Origin of the sequence: Patiriisocius sp. Uisw_047, assembly GCF_047730165.1 — a bacterium.
Classification (GTDB): domain Bacteria; phylum Bacteroidota; class Bacteroidia; order Flavobacteriales; family Flavobacteriaceae; genus Patiriisocius.
This window is the reverse complement of record NZ_CP159834.1, coordinates 2,807,872-2,827,123: the sequence shown is the minus strand read 5'-3', so window position 1 is coordinate 2,827,123 and position 19,252 is coordinate 2,807,872. Positions and strand designations below refer to the sequence as shown.

Annotated in this window: 18 protein-coding genes and 1 pseudogene; 5 read left to right on the top strand and 14 right to left on the bottom strand. The window is 34.1% G+C overall.

The annotated features are described in order from the left end of the window. The 5 genes from ABXT71_RS12350 to ABXT71_RS12330 all read right to left on the bottom strand — a co-directional run bounded on the left by ABXT71_RS12350 (nt 1) and on the right by ABXT71_RS12330 (nt 2,624). Nucleotides 1-1,104, bottom strand: coding sequence for a flavin monoamine oxidase family protein (locus ABXT71_RS12350; protein WP_415371667.1), 1,104 nt, complete (start codon nt 1,102-1,104; stop codon nt 1-3). A 103-nt stretch (nt 1,105-1,207) separates the two neighbouring features. Continuing rightward, on the bottom strand, nt 1,208-1,594 hold the full coding sequence (locus ABXT71_RS12345) for a hypothetical protein (RefSeq protein WP_415371666.1): 387 nt from the start codon (nt 1,592-1,594) through the stop codon (nt 1,208-1,210). A 118-nt stretch (nt 1,595-1,712) separates the two neighbouring features. Next, nucleotides 1,713-2,174, bottom strand: coding sequence for a GNAT family N-acetyltransferase (locus tag ABXT71_RS12340; protein ID WP_415371665.1), 462 nt, complete (start codon nt 2,172-2,174; stop codon nt 1,713-1,715). 24 nt (nt 2,175-2,198) lie between these two features. Beyond that, nucleotides 2,199-2,474, bottom strand: coding sequence for a hypothetical protein (locus ABXT71_RS12335; protein ID WP_415371664.1), 276 nt, complete (start codon nt 2,472-2,474; stop codon nt 2,199-2,201). 39 nt (nt 2,475-2,513) lie between these two features. Continuing rightward, nucleotides 2,514-2,624 (bottom strand): VOC family protein, encoded by a 111-nt coding sequence (locus ABXT71_RS12330; protein WP_415371663.1) that lies wholly within the window; start codon nt 2,622-2,624, stop codon nt 2,514-2,516. A gap of 521 nt (nt 2,625-3,145) precedes the next feature. Here ABXT71_RS12330 and ABXT71_RS12325 point away from each other — a divergent pair. Beyond that, entirely contained in the window at nt 3,146-5,893 is a 2,748-nt protein-coding gene (locus ABXT71_RS12325; RefSeq protein ID WP_415371662.1) for a metallophosphoesterase, read from the top strand. Between the two features lie 242 nt (nt 5,894-6,135). After that, on the top strand, nt 6,136-6,276 hold the full coding sequence (locus tag ABXT71_RS12320; RefSeq protein ID WP_415373112.1) for an adenylate/guanylate cyclase domain-containing protein: 141 nt from the start codon (nt 6,136-6,138) through the stop codon (nt 6,274-6,276). A 359-nt stretch (nt 6,277-6,635) separates the two neighbouring features. Here the strand turns inward: ABXT71_RS12320 and ABXT71_RS12315 are convergent, their stop codons facing one another. The 4 genes and pseudogenes from ABXT71_RS12315 to ABXT71_RS12300 all read right to left on the bottom strand — a co-directional run bounded on the left by ABXT71_RS12315 (nt 6,636) and on the right by ABXT71_RS12300 (nt 9,869). After that, nucleotides 6,636-8,225, bottom strand: coding sequence for an NADP-dependent glyceraldehyde-3-phosphate dehydrogenase (locus tag ABXT71_RS12315; protein WP_415371661.1), 1,590 nt, complete (start codon nt 8,223-8,225; stop codon nt 6,636-6,638). 350 nt (nt 8,226-8,575) lie between these two features. After that, nucleotides 8,576-8,689, bottom strand: a pseudogene (locus tag ABXT71_RS12310) (DUF6090 family protein); the annotation flags it as partial. A 329-nt stretch (nt 8,690-9,018) separates the two neighbouring features. Further along, the gene (locus tag ABXT71_RS12305) at nt 9,019-9,396 is read right to left on the bottom strand and encodes a VF530 family DNA-binding protein (protein WP_415371660.1); all 378 of its coding nucleotides are present in this window, start codon (nt 9,394-9,396) and stop codon (nt 9,019-9,021) included. A gap of 230 nt (nt 9,397-9,626) precedes the next feature. Beyond that, nucleotides 9,627-9,869 carry a hypothetical protein gene (locus ABXT71_RS12300; protein ID WP_415371659.1) on the bottom strand — a complete coding sequence of 81 codons (243 nt, stop codon included), beginning with the start codon at nt 9,867-9,869 and terminating at the stop codon, nt 9,627-9,629. A gap of 675 nt (nt 9,870-10,544) precedes the next feature. Between ABXT71_RS12300 and ABXT71_RS12295 the strand changes: the two genes are divergently transcribed. Next, nucleotides 10,545-11,549: a hypothetical protein gene (locus ABXT71_RS12295; RefSeq protein ID WP_415371658.1), complete on the top strand. Its 1,005-nt coding sequence runs from the start codon at nt 10,545-10,547 to the stop codon at nt 11,547-11,549. A 623-nt stretch (nt 11,550-12,172) separates the two neighbouring features. Here ABXT71_RS12295 and ABXT71_RS12290 read toward each other — a convergent pair. The 4 genes from ABXT71_RS12290 to ABXT71_RS12275 form a co-directional block, all read right to left on the bottom strand. Beyond that, nucleotides 12,173-12,811, bottom strand: coding sequence for a hypothetical protein (locus tag ABXT71_RS12290; protein WP_415371657.1), 639 nt, complete (start codon nt 12,809-12,811; stop codon nt 12,173-12,175). Nucleotides 12,812-13,129: 318 nt separating this feature from the next. Beyond that, a complete protein-coding gene (locus ABXT71_RS12285; RefSeq protein ID WP_415371656.1) occupies nt 13,130-13,486 on the bottom strand; it encodes a DUF6567 family protein in 357 nt (118 codons plus the stop codon). A gap of 318 nt (nt 13,487-13,804) precedes the next feature. Next, nucleotides 13,805-14,035, bottom strand: a complete 231-nt coding sequence (locus tag ABXT71_RS12280; protein ID WP_415371655.1) for a hypothetical protein — start codon at nt 14,033-14,035, stop codon at nt 13,805-13,807. Between the two features lie 353 nt (nt 14,036-14,388). Further along, entirely contained in the window at nt 14,389-15,276 is an 888-nt protein-coding gene (locus ABXT71_RS12275; RefSeq protein ID WP_415371654.1) for a lysophospholipid acyltransferase family protein, read from the bottom strand. A gap of 470 nt (nt 15,277-15,746) precedes the next feature. On the opposite strand from ABXT71_RS12275, the gene ABXT71_RS12270 reads away from it, so the two are divergent. Further along, on the top strand, nt 15,747-17,156 hold the full coding sequence (locus tag ABXT71_RS12270; protein ID WP_415371653.1) for an exonuclease domain-containing protein: 1,410 nt from the start codon (nt 15,747-15,749) through the stop codon (nt 17,154-17,156). 356 nt (nt 17,157-17,512) lie between these two features. On the opposite strand, the gene folE is transcribed toward ABXT71_RS12270, so the two are convergent. Next, nucleotides 17,513-18,211, bottom strand: a complete 699-nt coding sequence (gene folE / locus ABXT71_RS12265; RefSeq protein ID WP_415371652.1) for a GTP cyclohydrolase I FolE — start codon at nt 18,209-18,211, stop codon at nt 17,513-17,515. A gap of 256 nt (nt 18,212-18,467) precedes the next feature. On the opposite strand from folE, the gene ABXT71_RS12260 reads away from it, so the two are divergent. Further along, nucleotides 18,468-19,229, top strand: a complete 762-nt coding sequence (locus ABXT71_RS12260; RefSeq protein ID WP_415371651.1) for a CDP-alcohol phosphatidyltransferase family protein — start codon at nt 18,468-18,470, stop codon at nt 19,227-19,229. The last annotated feature ends 23 nt before the right edge of the window (nt 19,230-19,252 follow it).

Genomic DNA, 19,252 nt, shown 5'->3' with positions numbered 1-19,252 from the left:
TCAAGTAAGAATTTCCTGTATTGATTTCTTTGCTGACAGTGCCGCAGCGTGAACAGAAACCCAATCTTCACCATCCGTATATGCGCCTCCAGCAAAATATATTTTGCCCGCTATAGATTCGCCAAGTTTCCTTACTGTATCCTCATCCGCATTATCTGTCATGTATCCTGCTTTGATGAAGGGTTCATTATCCCAATCTTGAGTAATATGTTTTACATAGTTAAGAGTTGCTTGATTGGAATAAAGTTCGTCTAATTCATATAAGATAAAATCTCTTAAGGCATCATCAGATAAAGAAGTAAAATCGAGTGCTGGTTTCCCAACGACAAATAAACCTAGAATATTTTTAGTACTGTCTTGACCATAAGCTGCATCATAATAAATCTTTTCGCCATCACTTTCTGGAGTGATATCAAACTCGTAATTGTCATCATAAAATTTTTCAGAGAATTCAAAAAACGCCTTAAAACCCTCCCAAATAATGGTGTCACTTATGGCGTTACTTTTACGTTGTGGTAAGCTTGGAACAAAGCTAATATCTCCATCTTGAAGAATTTTTAGTGGAACAGAAACAATAACTTTATCGGCTATTTGCTGTCCATTTTGAGTTGTAACTACAATCTGATCACTAGAATAATCAATAGATTGGGCTATTGTATTAAATGAAATTTTATCAATAACGGATGGAACGATGTATTGTTCAAAGAAGTTGAACCAAGAAGAATTAACAAATTTTCGGTCAGGAGCATCTGCAATAGTTTCTATGTTTACTGAAATATTAGAGTCATTTACAATCTCTTGAAAGATGCCTTTGTTTGTTTCTAACCATTCTGCTCCTAATGGAATTGGGAAATCGGCAAAATCAGTATTAATTTTCATTCGGCCGCCATATACTGAAGAAGCTTCTATTATTTCAAAATCAACACCTTGTTGTTTGAGTAAATAACCAGCCGCTAATCCGCCTGCACCTGCGCCAATGATTAATACTTTTCCATAAAATTCGGTAGGAGTAGAGTCATCTGTATTACACGATAATAAGGTGGCTTGAAAAGGAATGCTTATTCCAAAAAGGGCGCACATTTTTATAAATTCTGTTCTTTTCATTTTCATGTTTTTTATTAACTCACAACTTCGATGTTCGAGGAATTTCCGGAAGAAAAAAAGAAACTAACTAAGGAGCAACTCTATAAACTACGCTAGTAATTTTTTATCTGTGTTGATATTTATAACTGCAACCTTCTATGCAAAGTGGACCGCTAGTAGGTGTGAGGATAAAGTTATCATTATATAATTCTAAATCATAAGTGATCAACCCGTCTTCGTTTTGTGCCATTGGGTTAAAATCAAGACAGGAATATTCCATTATTAATTTGTTTTCTTCTATCATGAAATTACCATTACTACATTCAGGATATCTATCTGAAGAAAATGTTCTGTCTTCAAAGAAATTGATTTCTTCGCCATTTTCAATATCTACCCAATATTGCGGTCCACCTGAACTAATAAAAGCTTCGGTCTGTTTCCAATTACCCAAGATTGAAGATGCGTCTGCCATTTTTGGCATATCATCATTAATACATCTTGTAAAAAGCATAGCTCCCAAAATTATAAGTAAACTTAATTTTACAATTTTCATAACCTTAAATTAAAAACTCCTTTTTGAGATAAGTTTATATTTGGTAACATGCTTATAACTCATCAAGGATGACTTTTTATCCTTCGTTTTGCAACCTCATTTTTAATAAATCTGGTTGAAACCCTATTTTTTTATAAGCGTTTGTCGCACTTTCGTTCTTAGCATATACATCTAATTGAATTTCTAGTATCCCTCTACGCTTAGCCCATTCAATTAACTTTTTAGTGATTTCTCCATTTATACCTTTTCCTCTATGTTGAGGGGACACAAACATAAAACCCAAATAAGCAAATTGTTCAGGCTTGAAATAGGGTTTAGAATTCTGAATTTGTGCATAGCCAGAACCAATAATTTCTTCATCAATTATAGCGACTAATACGTGTGTGTCTTTTTGTAAAATGAGTTCTTTTAAATCGTAATATGTAACAGGGTTCTTTTTTATGTTTGAAGCGAAAGGTCGCTCAAATTCAATAATTTCTTGTTCAAATGTTTTTAAGATAGGTAAATCTTCTAGTACTGCTTCTCTTATTATTGCCATTAAAATTTCTTGTTGTTTCTGGGTTTACTGCTCATAATACTTCTTTTCATTGACGACAATAGTTGTCAATTCTACCGTGTAATTGTCTGGATCTTTTATGTAAATCGAGTGAAAATAATGATGATTTTTAATATTGAAGTCTAAGCTGATTGCAGTGAAACGCTTTTTAGCTTTTTCAAAATTCTCCTTATTTACGTTAAACGAAAAATGGTCAATTCGGATATTTTTAATTAGTGTGTCTGTCACTTTGTTATTAAAATTTGAAGGAAATAACGCAATACCATATTTATTGGCTAGCATAAAAATAGGGGAGTTTCCCCATTCAGGTAATTAATGTTTTTAGAGTCCAAAGACTTCTTCGTGCCATTTTACAGATGCCTTCATATCTGTTACACGAATGGCTACGTGGTCCAAAAATTCAATTGCTATAGCATCCTTTTTATTCGTCATTTTTCAAATGAGAGATAACGTCTCCTTTATAAACCGTGTGCTTCGTTTTAAAGAAGATCGTCTTAACAGGATGTTATTTTTTAGTGTGAATATACAGAATTTTTGGTGGAGCCACCGCGCTGCTAGATTTTATGCAATATTGTTAACATCGTAAAACTTAAAAGTATTGAAGCCTTTATAGAATTATCTAAGTTTCCAAACAGCAAAGTAATTATTATCGATGGCAAAACGCCTTATTTGATTGGCGGAGAAAATTAAATATTATTTAAGTTTTTTGGATAAAGGCTGCGTTCATTTAGAATAGCAGCCTTTTTTATTTCAAATACTTAAAATCCTTTAAACGCTTGTTATAGCATTTACCTAAGAATCCCAATTGCGTTAGCAATATTCTCAGCGTAAATATTCCTTCAAGAACTAAAATGCCCAAACCAATACAATTATTTAACATTAGGATAATGAGTGAAAGCTTGAAAAAAACTTACTTTGTGTAAGAAATTTATATACAACTTTAAAAAAATCTGATGAAAAAAATCACCTGCTCTTTCTTAGTCTTTTTGTTAATGTGTGGACTTCACGTTTCATCACAAACATTTGAGCGACAAATTCTATCATCATCTGATGATGCAGAAGAAAAATTTGATGGATCTGATGTGCTTACTGACAGTTCAGATCTTGAGATGATGTACGATTCTTTTAACGATCAAGGCATGCAAACAATAGGTCTAAGATTTCAAGACATTGCAATCCCAGTAAATGCGACCATTACAAACGCCTTTATACAATTCACGGCAGATGGAGACAATGACGGAGTATTGACCATTACTATTAAAGGAGAAGACATTGCTAATTCTCCTTCGTTTGTGGACGCTACAAATAACATATCAAATAGAACAACTACAGCAGCAAGTGTCGCCTGGGATAACATACCTTCTTGGATAGATGACGCAGATGGAGCAGCACAAAGAACTCCAGACCTATCTTCAATAATCAATGAAGTGATCACCTCAAACGGATGGCTCAGCGGAAACCCAATTACCTTTGTAATGACAGGAACAGGTAATGAAGATGACCGCAGAAAAGCGGAATCGTTTGATGGAGGCGCGTTAATAGCACCTAAATTAACTATTGAATACACCTCTAATTCTAATGTAGACCTAGAGCTAACTGCAATCAGCTTACCTACCAATACAACCTATGTAAATGCGGCAGCTAATGTGCAAGTCGAAGTTACAAGTTTTGGAAATGTAGCCGCTACAAATTACACGCTTTCATATATTATCGATGGTACTTTAATTGCCACTGAACCAGGAACAGTCCCACTATCTGTTGGCGAAAGCACCACATTCACGTTTGCACAAACTGCAGATCTTAGCATATTAGGTACCTACGATTTAAGTGTAGAAGTAAACATCAACAATGATGAAAACCTTGCAAATAATATAGTCACAAAACAAATTTCAGTAGTAAATGAAGTGGAACCGCTTTTCTTTAATCAAGAAAGTGCTTGGCGTTACCGTGATGATCCGGCAGATCCTGGAGCAGCATGGAACACCGTAGCTTATAATGATACTAATTGGGCAATTGGCACGGGACAGTTTGGTTTTGGTGATGGGGATGAAGCCACAACACTTAACGAGGGTCTGGTTAGTTACTATTTCAGAAAAAAAGTAACGGTAGCAGATGCAACAACACTAGACGAAGTTTTTATTCACATGGTACACGATGAAGGTGCTATAGTTTTTATCAATGGGGTTGAAGTACTAAGGTCTGAATTAATTCCCTTAGGAGCGATAACGCATAATACGGCAGCGAGACAAAGTATGAATACAACCATTGAAAACGATTTTTTCACTTATAAAGTAGCTGCTAGTTTTTTTGTAACTGGAGAAAATACCATTGCAGTTACCGTAAGAAACAGAAGCGCTGGAAATGAAGATTTTTCGTTTGACAGTTTTATAACACCCGAATATATCTACGATAAAGATGGCCCTTATGTATTTTATGGTGGGGGTGAAATCATTGTACAAGAAATTACACCCGCAGGGCTAGTAAGCAATACCTATGCATCTGCAGACGGTTTAGAGTTAACCTGCGACCTTCCACATATGGGAACAAGTTTTACTTTTTCGTTAAAGCCCGAAATCACAATAGAGCCTTCTGTACATACAGAAACACCTTCTAAGTTTTTAGCTATTTCAGATTTTGATGGGCACATTGAAGGACTTACTCAGGTATTGAGAGGAGAAGGTATTATGGATGAAGCTTTTAACTGGACCTATGGTGATGGTCATTTAATGATTAGTGGCGATTTATTTGACAGAGGTTTCCATATCCAAGAATCTATGTGGCTGTTATACAAACTTGAAAGTGAAGCTGAATTAGCGGGAGGGAAAATACATTTAATAATAGGAAATCACGAAATATTTAATATGACTGATGACTGGAGATACGTAGAAACAAAATATTTCAACGATGCGCACTTAATGGGAAAAAGAATGTCAGAACTTTACGATGCTGACTCTGAATTAGGGAGATGGTTGCGATCAAAGAACATTATAGAAAGAGTTGGTGACTATGCCTATTTACATGGAGGTATTACTCCTGAGGTGGCTAACTTAAACTTAACATATAATGAAATAAACGATTACGGTAGATTGATAATGAATGGCATAGACTGCCCTAATAGTGACTGTGAAGAAGTGACTAGTGGTGATGGTATTTATTGGTACAGAGGTATGGTTGAGGAAGAATTAACACAGGCTCAAGTTAACAACATATTAGATGGTTTTTCAGTTGAATCTGTGATTTTGGGTCATACCAAAGCCAGCAATATTCGCTCGCTTTATGAAGGTAGGGTAATTGCTATAGACATGTTTCATGTTAACAATTTTAGCAATGGTTTTATGAAGGCCTTACAATTTGAACTAGGCTGTTTTTTCTCGTTTCGCACTAGTGCATCTGGGGAGACATATACTCCACTGGACCCAGATTGCGAACAAATTTTAGGTACTGCATTAGAACTAAATGGTGAAAACCAACTAAAGCTTTACCCAAATCCATCTAGTAATTTCCTAAACATCAAAATGCCAAGCAATATGATTGGTGAATACAACTATACTATTATAAACATGGGAGGAAGTCAAGTTAGCCAAGGATTAATAAACCAAGAATTATCAACTATAGGAATTGGTGCTTATGCTACTGGAAAATATATTCTGATAATTCAAAATTCTGATAGAATCATTAAAGGTTCTTTTATTTTAAAATAAAAACAACCATTCATAGGTAAAGCTTGCTATAGAAGTAGCTTTACCTAAATCAAGGAGATATATTACCTTTAAAGAAGCACCCACAAAACAATAGCTGTCATCACTTTTGGAGGCTGGGTAAATGGGGGAAGCTTACAAAACCAGAAAAATATTTATTCTAATATGCATTGGTGTGCATAGCGGCCCTTCTGTTGCGGGGCTCCTAGGACTCAGGAATTCCGATATAACCTCGGGGAGACACCATAAATGTGGCTAGCAAAATGGAAAGCAATAACGAGGCTGGCGACGTAAATATTTCAGCATCCACTTATGAATTGATTGAAGAGGAAACAGATTATACTTTTACCTCACAAGGGAGAAATAAGCGCAAAAGGAAAGGGTAAACCACCTATGTACTTTGTGGAAACGTGAGTATCCTAGTTTCATTTTATAGAATGAATTGTTTGCAAATAAAAAAGCCTGTCCAATTGGACAGGCTTTTCATAATTATGTTCTAGGCACTAAATGTTATTCTTCTAAGAAGAGATATAAACATTATAGACTTCCAATATTCCTAAGCACCTCTTATTATTCGATGACCTCTTGAATCCAATCAAACATTGTAAATATTCTTGTAAACATACTCATACCAGCATAACTCCCATTTAAATGGTTTGGACTCAAATCAAAAGTACCAATCGTTGTTTGGCAATCAAGTATTCTTTCTCATAGAACAAAGGCACCTATTTTCTTCTGCTCCTTTTCACAAAAGGTACTCTGTAGTGATGAAGTTCGAGTCTTTGGATGCTACTAGATTTTCAAGTATTTCATTATTATATTCATTGTCTTTAGAAGCAACAAATGTGCGAATTGAAAAACTTCTTAGTGCGTCAAAAACACTCAGCGTACCTACTGCTGAGTTCTTTCTGCCTGTAAATGGGAAAATATCTGGACCTCGTTGGCAAGCACTGTTAATATTAATCCTACAAACAAGATTTGCAAGAACATCAATAAGTGGACCCAATTGCGCTGTATTTTTACCAAAAATACTAACCTGTTGCCCGTATTCTGAGTCGGCTATAGCGTCAAGTGGTTCATCAATATTGCTGAAGGGAATGATAGGTACTACAGGACCAAACTGTTCTTCGTGAAACACTTTCATATCCTTGGTAACAGGATATAAAACAGCTGGATAGCAATAATTGTGAGTGAGTTTTCCTCCTTTTGTATTTAATACTTTAGCGCCTTTAGAAGTAGCATCTTTAATTAGACTATCTATGTAAGCTGGTTTACTTTTTTCTGGCAGTGGAGTAAGAAAAGATTCGTCTTCCCAAGGTAATCCGAAGTTTAGTGAATCTACTGCAGCCGAGAAACGCTTATTAAATTCATCCACTACATCCTTATGTACAAAGAGAACTTTTAAAGCGGTGCATCGCTGACCGTTAAATGACAGAGATCCCGAAATACACTCGCGAACGGCAAGATCAATATCTGCATCTGGAAGAATGATAGCCGGATTTTTTGCCTCAAGACCTAAGATTAATCGCAACCGGTTTTTAAATGGATGTTCATCCTGCAACGCTACAGCAGAGGTACTATGCCCTATTAACGCAAGAACATCTATAGATCCCGTCTTTATGATGGGAGCGGCGATTTTACGACCCCGCCCAAAAACTATATTTACGACTCCGGGTGGAAAACTTTCTTGAAATGCCTTTAATAAGGGTGTAATTAATAACACTCCTATTTTAGCTGGCTTAAAAATTGTGGTATTACCCATGATTAATGCAGGAATGAGGAGACAAAAAGTTTCATTCAAAGGATAATTGTAGGGGCCTAGACAGAGAACTACGCCAAGTGGGCTTCTTCTGATGTGTGCAAAAATTCCACTTTCCTTTTCAAATCTTGCGCTTTTTCTATCAAGTTTTTTATAGGCCTCAATAGTATCTAGAATATAATCGATGGTTCTATCAAATTCTTTGTATGCATCTTGTTTGTTCTTTCCGATCTCCCACATTAGCAATTTAACGACTTCTTCTCTGTGGGGTTTCATCTTTTCAACGAAGGTATTCATGCAAGCAATTCTGTCTTTTACTTTCATGGTAGGCCAAACCCCTTTTCCTCTATCAAAGGCAGTCACAGCAGACTTAATTGCCTCATTAGCAATGCCTGAATCCATATCAGGAACCGAGCCTAGTAAGGTAGGTTCTCCGTTTTCGTAATAGATATTGGAATATACCTCAGCGGTATCACCCGCCCATTCCTTAAGCACACCGTTAACCAGGTATTGATTTGAGTGAATTGGTTTTTCTAAAGCATACTTTTTAGGTATGTGATTGGATGTTGTGTTCATATTGATTTTTTTGTTTAAACTAAAAGTAATATTAATAAACAAAAAATCCCGTCTATTTGAACATCTTTCTTAAAGGTCTAATTTTTGAAACTACAAAAAGCAGGATATTTCAAACATTTTAGTAAAAAAAATCTGAGAATTAAAAGGTAGACACTCCATATCCTTTCAAATACTTGATTTTAACTTTAATCAATTTTGGTTCGATAATTAGGACTTCTTCCAATTCGCAATAATCACTTACATAATAAAACGTGCGATTCTATAAGTTCTACTATCGATTGAATAAAAACTTTATCTTGTTTTAGGTCATTTTTTACACTCGTTATAAATTCCTTTTCTGATGTGGATTACTTTCTTGATTCGCTCCAATTATTAATCTGTAACGCAATTAAAATTCCTATAACCACAAGTATAATTTAACCAATAGCGTATTTTAGGTATTTTCCTGTTTGTTGCCATAAGATGGAAACGCACTTGGGCTTAGCTTTGAAGAGTAAAGGGTTTTATCTTTATTATGTTCAACGCTACTAGTTACGTATATCAAAGTGTGCAAAAAAGGAAAAGCTATCAAGGGTATAATAGTATCTCATTCCTTCATACTTAGCCATCAATTGATCATTTTAATAACAGCGCTCATGTATAAAGTGTTTTGTATTTTAACAGGGTTTAATCCCTTACAATTTCCGAAGTCCTAAATATTGCAAACTGTATTTTAGTCTTCTGTCTAGGGCGCGGAGAAACGGTTTGGTAGGTTAGGTGGTGTGCTTTAGGTTTTGTTAGTAGCAATTTTATTTTACCTGTGCTTTTTATTTTCTTCTTCCAGCATATCCATATAAATATCCTCAACATGCTCTCGAGCCCAAGTCATTTTTCTTAAAAATCCGAGGCTTGATTTCATTGTAGGATTGTTCATAAAACAGCGTATGTTGACACGGTCTGCTAGGTACGGCCAACCATAATGGTCCACTAGACTTTCTAAAATTTCGACCAGTTTCACTCCATGCAAGGGATGATTTAGTTGTTCTTCAGTAGCTTTCCTTTTTATTTTTTTAGCAGATTTTTCTCCAATCTGCTCGTCGTTCGCTTTAGGTTTGAGCGTTGCATCCGAAAATTCGTCGGCGAGCTTAAGTTTATCAGTAGACTCGTTTTCGTAATCGTTTTCTGTGTCCATTGTTGGCAAACGTTTATTTAATTTCCTGTTTTAGCATTGTTTGCTAACGGTCTTGCAAAAGTACTTGAAACTTGGAGTTAAGTTACAATTGCCCTATTGTTTTATATATCTTAAGTATGATTCCTATTAAAACACTTAATTTTAGTAATTATAGGAAAAGCTAAAGAGAGTGTCAGGGCAATCAGCCGGACTTAAATAAGTCAAAGTATTAAATAGCCCGTTCAAATTTATCAACGCCAATCCTCAATTATTACCGCGAGGGACATTAAACTGACATCTTCTAGGATCCAGGCAAAGTTAACCCACTCAACATTTTCAGATGTCTTAATAACAGCTCTTTCTACCCGCGTTTCGTTTTGCCATTCCCCATTGATGGCTTTTTTTACAACATCACCGTCAATCCAATATTTGTTCACCCATTCACCATATTGCGCCAGTTTCACTACTGCGCCATCAATCCACATTTGGTTCACTCATTAACCATCCACATCTTTTTTTATAACAGTACAACCTAGCTAATATTCATTTGACCATTAACCGTTCACAGATGTCTTAATTACCTGTGCATGAACTTGGTTTAATCCGAAGATTAAAAATAGGGAGAGTAGTGAATTTTTCATATCTCAATTGTTTTAGTTTTTATTTTAATGTTTGCCAACGCTAAATGTATATAATATGTGGTTTTTTTGTGATGATTTTTCGCAAGAAAATCAGATAATAGTACAAGCTAACATACACTTTTTTTAAGGACTAAATTGAGCATTTTTCACACATATTGTTACCATTATTTATTTGTTGATTTCTTTCTTTCTATTGGAATTTTTTATTTATCTAAAATTTAAATATAATTTTTAGATAAATAAGTGTTAGATTAGCTTATTGTAATCCTAGGCTATGCTGCGATCTTGACTCGTTAATAGGCTTGATTTTAGTTATATCTATTAAAAGCATAAATTATATTTTTTGGCAGGATTCACATTAATATCAATGTAAATCGAAAAATAAAATTTTAAGAAATGGCGTTGTGCATAAAATAAAATTTTACATTAGATACACTTCATCGATACACACCGTGTTTAAACTATAACTTTTAATTAGCTAAAAAAAATAATGTAAAAATTAGCATTAATCATTAAAAACTAATACCAATGAAAAAAGTATTCACATTTTTTGTAGCGCTATTAATAACTGCAATAACATTGGCTCAATCCCCAGAAAATATGGGTAGCCAAACTGTGATGAGAGACAGTAGTGATAATGTAGTAACTAACCAAACCGAAAAAGAAGAAGCTCTTTTAACTATTAAGGCTAGATTCATTGATTTTCAACTAGGCGATGCTTCACATTACACTTTTGAAGACGTTTCAGGAAATTATTGGGACTTTTCAAGGTGTAATTCAAAAAACTTTGAATTTTCAAGACTCTTAGGTGAGGCAGAAATGAATACTGGTACCCAGGGTTGGGGATCAACAAAAGAACTACAGGGTAAGTGGTTCAAGATTAGTTATTCATTTGAAGAGCGACCGCTTTATCAGGACGGTCCAATGGGAACGGTTAAAACAATTCAGGAGGCAGAATTATTTGAAAAAAATTCTAACGACACTAAAACGAATAGCGTGTTTAGCTTAGAGTCAAACATAATGAAGGAACGGTCGTTAGAGGGATTTGTTTATTACGGAAATAAAAGTCCTAATGGATCTGTTGAGCTTGTATCTGAATCAATTGATCCGACTAGTGATAAAATCACCGTAAAATCTGCTACGTCAAATAAAACAGTCGAGGGGGTCTACTTGTCGCCTCTTAAAAACTACTGGTCAGAAAACGGTAATTACGTGATACTGAATAATATTGATACATACGCTGGATCTGGAACATACAGCATTGTTTTGCTTAATATTGAATCTGTTAAATACGTGTCCATCAATATGGATCAATTGTTTGAGGGCATCGACGTTGGAGAAAGAGAAATGCTTTACATTAAAAATATTGTATGGTTAAATGATCAATCCTTTTTTATTGAATCTTATGTTGGCTACCTAGGTTATTCTGGACATCCTGGAATTGATAATAACCTAAAGAATCAATTGGGTGATAAATTTGCCAACACAGATGATATCGTTACTCTTCCTACTAGGAAGTATACGATTAATTGATTGCCATAGGCAGGAATAGAGTCTGCAGAATATAGATGAGTTCAATCACTCGTTATGGGTAAGCAGCTGATACGACTAAATAATGTTCTATGTAGCCCTTAGCTTGCTGTTTTCAGACAATAAATAATCAATGTAAGTTTACACATTCCAACAGTGCATATTTTTACAAAAATTATAATTCAAAATTTTTTTTGACCTTTTTTTGAACTTCCTGTAAGAATTCTGGAAACAAGAAAATTGAAAATTCTTCGAGTACAGAGACCTTTTATATGACGTTAAGGGTGTCTATGCATTTAGCGATACATTATATAAATGCAATTTGACTTTAGTAATAACCAACGAAATCGAGTTTAACAGGAAGCTTGACAGGGGGGATGTCATTAGAAGCAAATAAAGATGATGACACCTATAACGTGCTACTTAATGGAATAGAATAGAGTAAATATTATGATGTATTGTATATGAATACTCGCTTGGGTTAGTACTAAAATTTGCAAGTAAAAGCCAATCTTAAGATCCGCGAGGATTTTCAGATTGGCGTGTACTTGCAATTTCTTATAGCCATTGTTATGGCTTTTACTTTTGTTCAATGGTTGTCCATAAAAACAAATTGAGAAATGATATTATTTCGTGTATGGGATTCTTCTTGAAACTTTTCTCATTAAAATGTTAATTAAATCTTGTGCGTCAGAGCCAAGTGTACCTTTTATATTTTTCAAATAATTCACCACTAACTCATCATCAGTAGTACTCACAAAATCCATGTTCATAGTAGCACTACTTGTAGCGAACATACCTCCTGTTAAAACAGCAAGTCCAATAGCTGCTCCATTTGACATAGGTTTTGAGGTTTCAAAAGAGCCCATGATAATTGTTTCAACACCTAATATCTCACCCAATTCACTTGGTAAATATTCGTCATATGAATGAATATCAATACCACTTTTTTTTAATAAAGCATTTGTTCTTATTGGGTTTTGTACTTCAACTAACATTGTTCCTCTCTTTTTTCTTGTTAAAAACCAACTATACATTCCTTTTTGAATGTCTAAAGATTCATTCTTACCCATTTCTATAATTTGTTCAGGTGTGAAATTTTTTAGTTCGTTTGGTCTTAAGTTAACCTGTACTTTCAAGGGTAAAATTGCAATTGTTTTAGTATTTGCTACATATGTGTCAGCATCAGGATGAACGTAAAGCTTTGTTTGTGCCAATAGGGCTGTTGTAAAAAGTAAACTCAAGATAATTAATGATTTTTTCATACACGTACATATTTATTTGCCTACTTCAAAATTTAGTTGGTTTTTCGGCTTATTCCCAACGATATTTATATTTCTTAGACTATGAGTAGTCGCGTGTAAAAGGACGCTAACTTTTCGGTTTAAAGCATTGCCAAGTTTTTATATTTTATTGTGAAATATTATTCTTAAAAGTCAAATTTAAAAATTTCGTGATCTCTATAAATAAGACAGACCTTCCGTAAAATATTTACCGGCCAAGTTTTCTAAACATTGTGAACTTTTAGTACTTATCTGTTTTATTAAGCAGGGTGATTTAAAAAACACCCTGCTATTTGTATTTTATTTAAATTCTATTATTTCAGCTGACATAGTTGCTGAAATTCTATTTTTTGTTTCTATCAAATCAACAGATACATTAACAAGCGCTCTACTGCCAATTAATTCTATACCAGCCTTTTTTGCTTTTTCCAGCATTTTTTCCTTAGCTTGAGATATAATCCCTTGTTTCTTTGATATATTCCCTGTCATTATCTTTTCTGAAGCCGTACCAGTAAAACTACCTAATACGTTAAAATTTGCACTTGATAAAATTGTTTGAGTTTGATTTTGTTGTTGATAACCACCACTATACAAACTTGATGTTTTACAAGATGTAAATACCGCAGAAATAACCAAAATAAAAATAATTTTCTTCATATAATAAATGATTTAAAAATTTTGCCTACTTCATTTTTATGTCTTTTTTCGGCTTGTTCAGACGTAATTTAAATTGTTATATTTTCTATAATAAGCTCAAATTCCTGATCGAAATTCATTCATATTTGGAGTGAGATTTTTCACATTATTTTATTCAATTCAGAATTGTTTCATATTATAAAACTCCGTTATTTTTTTTAGAATTTTGATTGCGAAACCCTGCTCTCGCATTAAAGCGCACATGTTTCTTTACTATTAGTGGTGTGCTTAAGTACTTGACAACTAGCCATTAATTATACGCGATGTTGGCAAGCGTTTTTATTCTTCAGGTTCTATTTTGAGTGAAATCTCTCCATTTTCCCATTCTAATTCTCGACTCAAATTATTAATCTCTACCCCGTTTGTTTCTTGATCCATGTATTCTTCCATTTCTTTTTGGTAGACTAATTTACCTTTAATACCATTTTCGTCATCTGGAAAAATTAAATTTTCCTTTAACCAATAAATTCCTGCATCCGAAATTTGAGTAATTTCAAAGGTTTTTCTCAATTCATTTTCCATTTGGAAAAATAAATTCCTCCACCATCAACTCCGCAAGCCTCTCCCAAATAATTTACAAACACAATGTTCTTTATATTTTCAATCAGACTGTTACGCTTGCTGGCGGGCACTTTTTTCACTAAGGATCAAATGTAGTCATATCCATTTAAAGTCCATTATGGTACTCCGTATTATGTTTTTACTGTGGTTTTCGGTCAGATTGTATTCGATTAATATACAGGGTTTACGTATTATACCCTCCGAAAAAGCCCCGTTATCTTAATGATGACGAGGCTTTGTTTTATAAAGTCTTAAGCGCTTACTACGTATGGAAAGAAGCAAATTTCAAGAAATAGATCTTATTAATCATCTAGACCCTTCATAAACTTGAAACGTTTGTGAGTCCAGAAATAAAACTCTGGAGCTATCTCTATTTGTTTTTGCAATAATTGAGCATATGTATCAGTCAACTCATAGTCTTTATGTTCTCTAGGATTCTCCGTAATTACCGTAAATGTAGATTCATAATACCCTCGCTTAATCTTTTTAGTGCCTAAAAATAGTAATGGCAGATTATGCTCCTTAGCAATATCCTCAACACCGGTAAAGAATGGCGTTTTTATATTAAAAAATTTTGCCCAATGCTTATTTCTAGCATTTGAAGGAGACTGGTCCATAATAAAACCAAACACAACAGCCTTGTCATTTTTTTCCTTTAGTACTTCAGTAATTTTTACTTTTGCCTCTTTATTTACTACCAGATTTGTTTTCCACTTACCACGTATCTCTCGTATTAATGTGTCAAAATACTTGTTTTTTATCTTCTTATAAATTGCGTAACCCTTATTATCGTGATGTGAGTGTATTGATAAGACCCATTCATAACTCGCATAATGACCTAGGCAAAGAATGAAATTTTTGTTGTTATTTAATAACTGCCCAGGGACTTCCATGTTAGTAAACACAAAACGCTTTTTCATTTCAGCTTCAGAAATTGACATCGTTTTAATCATCTCGATAAAAATATCGCAGAAATGATGGTAAAATTTCCGCATCATGGTATTCAATTTTTCTTCGGAAATATCTGGGTAGGCAATTTTAATGTTTTTTCTAACGACGTCCCTACGATACCCAATAAGGTGATAAATTAGAATGTAGACTACATCAGAAATAAAGTATAAAACTCTAAAGGGTAATTTAGAAAGCACCCAAATAAAAGGATATACTAGTATGAAAATAAATAAATGCATAAAATTCAATTGTAGGAATTGGCAAATATAGATAAACCTCACTGGTATCTATCAATAATAGCTATTGGTAACCACAACAAGAAAAGATTGCGTTAAATGCAATATGTATGCTAGCCTAAAAATGGATACTTAGTACGTTATCATTTTGCTTCTTATAGCATTAAGAGACTTATAGCCTAAGGTACCTTCAAATACTTTATAGGTGATAAATTTGTAATATTTCAGAAATAATAATGGCAAGTCTCCATTACCCTAGGCCAATAAATTTTTAAATTCATTTAGTTTAGAGCTTGTAGGAAGCTATATGATATCTTCTCTTAAAAAACCTGTATCACGTTCTATTGATATAACTATATGCTTTCTTTTTTCTAGAGGCTGCTGGCATTATAAAGCTAGGTTCATGTATGAATAAAACAAAAGGAACATTTCCTAAAACTAGGAATTAATCCAAAATCCCTTATATTTACTTCTTGGAACTAAACAAAGCAAAATACACCGTCATTGACGTAGAAACGACAGGTAACGTACGCCAGGGTCGCATGACCGAGATATGTATCATCACCATAGAAAATATGAAAATTACAGATGTATGGTCTTCATTAATAAATCCTGATGCTTACATACCTCAAAATATTATCGCACTCACCGGTATTACAAACGAGATGGTGGCAGATGCTCCCAGATTTCACGAGATAGCGTCTATCGTGGAGGAAAAAACACGTGATGCCATTTTTGTGGCGCATAATGTTAGTTTTGATTTTGGTTTCTTGGAGAAAGAGTTTAAAATGGTGGATTATAAATTTCTTCGGAAAAAACTCTGTACCGTTCGCCTTTCTCGCAAATTAATACCAGGATTGCCTTCCTATAGTTTAGGTAAGCTCTGTAGGTCTTTAGGGATCTCGCTTCAAGGAGCGCATAGGGCAGAGGCAGATACGCGCGCTACTGCTACTTTGTTTTTAACATTATTGGAGATAGACTCGGTTGCAAATTTCAGTGTTTTTTTTAATTTTCTAAATAAATCTTCACGGCAAGGCACCATGCCTCCCCATATTAGTATAGAGGATTTTAATAGGCTGCCAACTACTACAGGTATCTATCTTTTTAAAGATCAAGCTGGGAAGATTCTATATGTGGGAAAGGCAAAAAATATACAATCTCGGGTGTTATCGCATTTATATTCTAAAACTCAAAAGTCGATCGACCAGTGTACTGCGACGTATCATTTAGATTTTGTAGAGACCGGTAACGAACTGTGCGCATTGCTCTTAGAGGCAGATTATATAAGGAAGTTTTATCCTATTTACAATAAGGCACAAAAGCGCCCTGTTAATACATTTCAGATTATTTCTTACATAAATCAAAAAGGAGTTATCCAGTTGGCCTTGGGGAAAACTAAAAGTATGATCAATTCTGTTGCCACAATCTATAGTCAAGTGGTGGGCTTAGAACGATTAATGCAAGTATGCGAGCGCTATACATTATGCCCTAAATATTGCACATTACAAACCACAAATGCATCTTGTTCTCATTATAAAATAAAGGATTGCAATGGCATTTGTTCTGGTGATGAAGATGTTGCTGTTTATAATACTAGAGTGCAAGAGGCCTTAGTACAACTTGAAAATGAAAAAGAGACTTTTATAATAAAACAGGCAGGTAGAACCGATGATGAGAATGCCATAGTTCTTATAGAACAAGGGCAGTATAAAGGCTTTGGTTTTATTAATATAGATACTGCTGTTTCAGACTTTGAACAATTGTCAAGCCAGATTACGCGTTATGCGAACAATCACCATACGACCAAATTAATAGCTGGATTCGTTCAAAAAAATGTTTCTGTAAAAAATATTATTAGGCCTGTAAACGAAATGCAATCTTAGCCTTTATTAGTTGCAAACAAACCACATAGCAAAAAGTACAGCGTTTTTCATTCAAAATATATGCAGTTTAAGTAAAGCGTGAGTGCGTAATTTTATCACTTTTCAATTTATATTCAGCCTTCTGGTGCACTCTCACGTGTTCTGTTAATAATCTGGCATTATCGTTTTAAATGGGTGCGAATACTTTCGTGCAGGCTCCTCCATGTTGTCGATCATCTTTTGAGAGTCAAACGGATTGTTTTATAGTGCTTTTCTGGCTTCTTTTATTTTTCCCGCAGCGGTGGAAGTAGAAGTCATCAATAAATCATTTTGCAGATTGCTTATGCATTTTGTTATTAAAATCAGTTGTTGAGGGTTTATTGCTTTAAATAGTTTTGTAATTCTGCAATTTTAGTAGGCTCGTTAAATATGCCGCTATAATAAGAAGTGATTGTAGTAGAAGAATCATCCTTTACGCCGCGAGACGAAACACATAAATGCTTTGCGTCAATAATGACAGCAATATCTTCTGTGTTTAAGATCGCTTTTAAGTCTGTGGCTATTTGATTTGTTAAACGCTCCTGTACTTGTGGACGCTTTGCGTAATATTGTACGATTCTATTCAGTTTAGAAAGTCCAATAACTTTTCCGGAGGAAACATATGCAATGTGGGCTTTACCGGTGAATGGCACGAAGTGATGTTCGCAATTAGAATAAAAGGTGATGTTTTTTTCAACCAGCATTTGATTGTATTGATATTTATTATCAAACAACGAAATCTTAGGTTTAGTAGATGGATTAAGTCCTGAGAAGATTTCTTCAATATACATTTTCGCAACTCTGTCTGGAGTCCCTTTTAATGAATCATCTGTAAGGTCTAAACCTAGCACATCCATTATCTCTTCAAATAAACTTGATATTTTTTCTTTCTTTTCTAAATCTGAAAGCGCAAATGCATCTGCTTTCATAGGAGTTTCTAATCCAGTAAACATATGGTCATCTCCTATTTCATTAAGAGAAAAATCATTTATTTTATTGCCATTTTTAGGTGCTAAATTTTCTGTTTTCAATTTCATCTATTTTAGTATACGAGTATATTTTTGTTCAAAAATTTTCAGAAAGTTTATAACATGTATTTCAATGTTTACCATTCTTTGTGATACAAAGGTACAGCTTTGTTTAACTATTCTCCAAAATATTTAAACAATATTAACATTTTGCCGTACTCTTAATCTATATGGCTGTTGTACTTTTGCATTTTAAATAAAAAAGCATATCTTCAGTAAATACTGAGGTGGTGTAATTGTTAAAAATTTCAGATTAAAAAATAGTATGTCAAAAGTCCCAAAAGAATATAAGTTTTTAGACCTTTCAGATTATGGAAGGCCTATAGCTAGGCGCATTGCAAATTCGCTTAAGGAGACTTCCTATACGCCCATTGACGTGACAATTTGGTTTATAATTTCTGGTTTGATTGGTATTGCTTGTATCATTTTTGGATATTACTGGGCGGCAGCATTTTTTTTACTATCTAAATCAATATTGGACGCTGCTGATGGCGAACTGGCAAGAGTAAAAAACACCCCTTCGTATACAGGACGCTATCTTGACTCTGTAGCAGACATCTTACTAAATCTTTTAATTTTTATAGCCCTGTGGTACATTACCGAGGTCCATTTCTTGTATTGCTTTTTGTCTTTTTTAGGCATTCAGTTACAAGGGACGTTGTATAACTATTACTACGTGATTTTAAGAAATAGTGTAAACGGAGATACAACGAGTAGGGTTTTTGAAACGGATATTCCTCTGGCACTTAAAGGGGAAAAACAGAAAGATGTAAATCTTCTCTTCAAAATTTACAAAGCGCTGTACGGGGTTTTTGATAAAATAATATATGCGCTTGATGCAAAAGCGTCTACAGGAAAACGATTGCCTAATATACTAATGACAGCAATATCGACCTTTGGTCTTGGCTTCCAACTTTTAATAATAAGTGCCATGCTAGTTTCAGGGTATAAAGAATATATCGTTTCCTTTTTTCTATGGTACTCGCTTATGGTTTTTGTTTTTATTGGGATTAGAAAATTGCTATAGATTCTACATTCAAGTTGTATTGA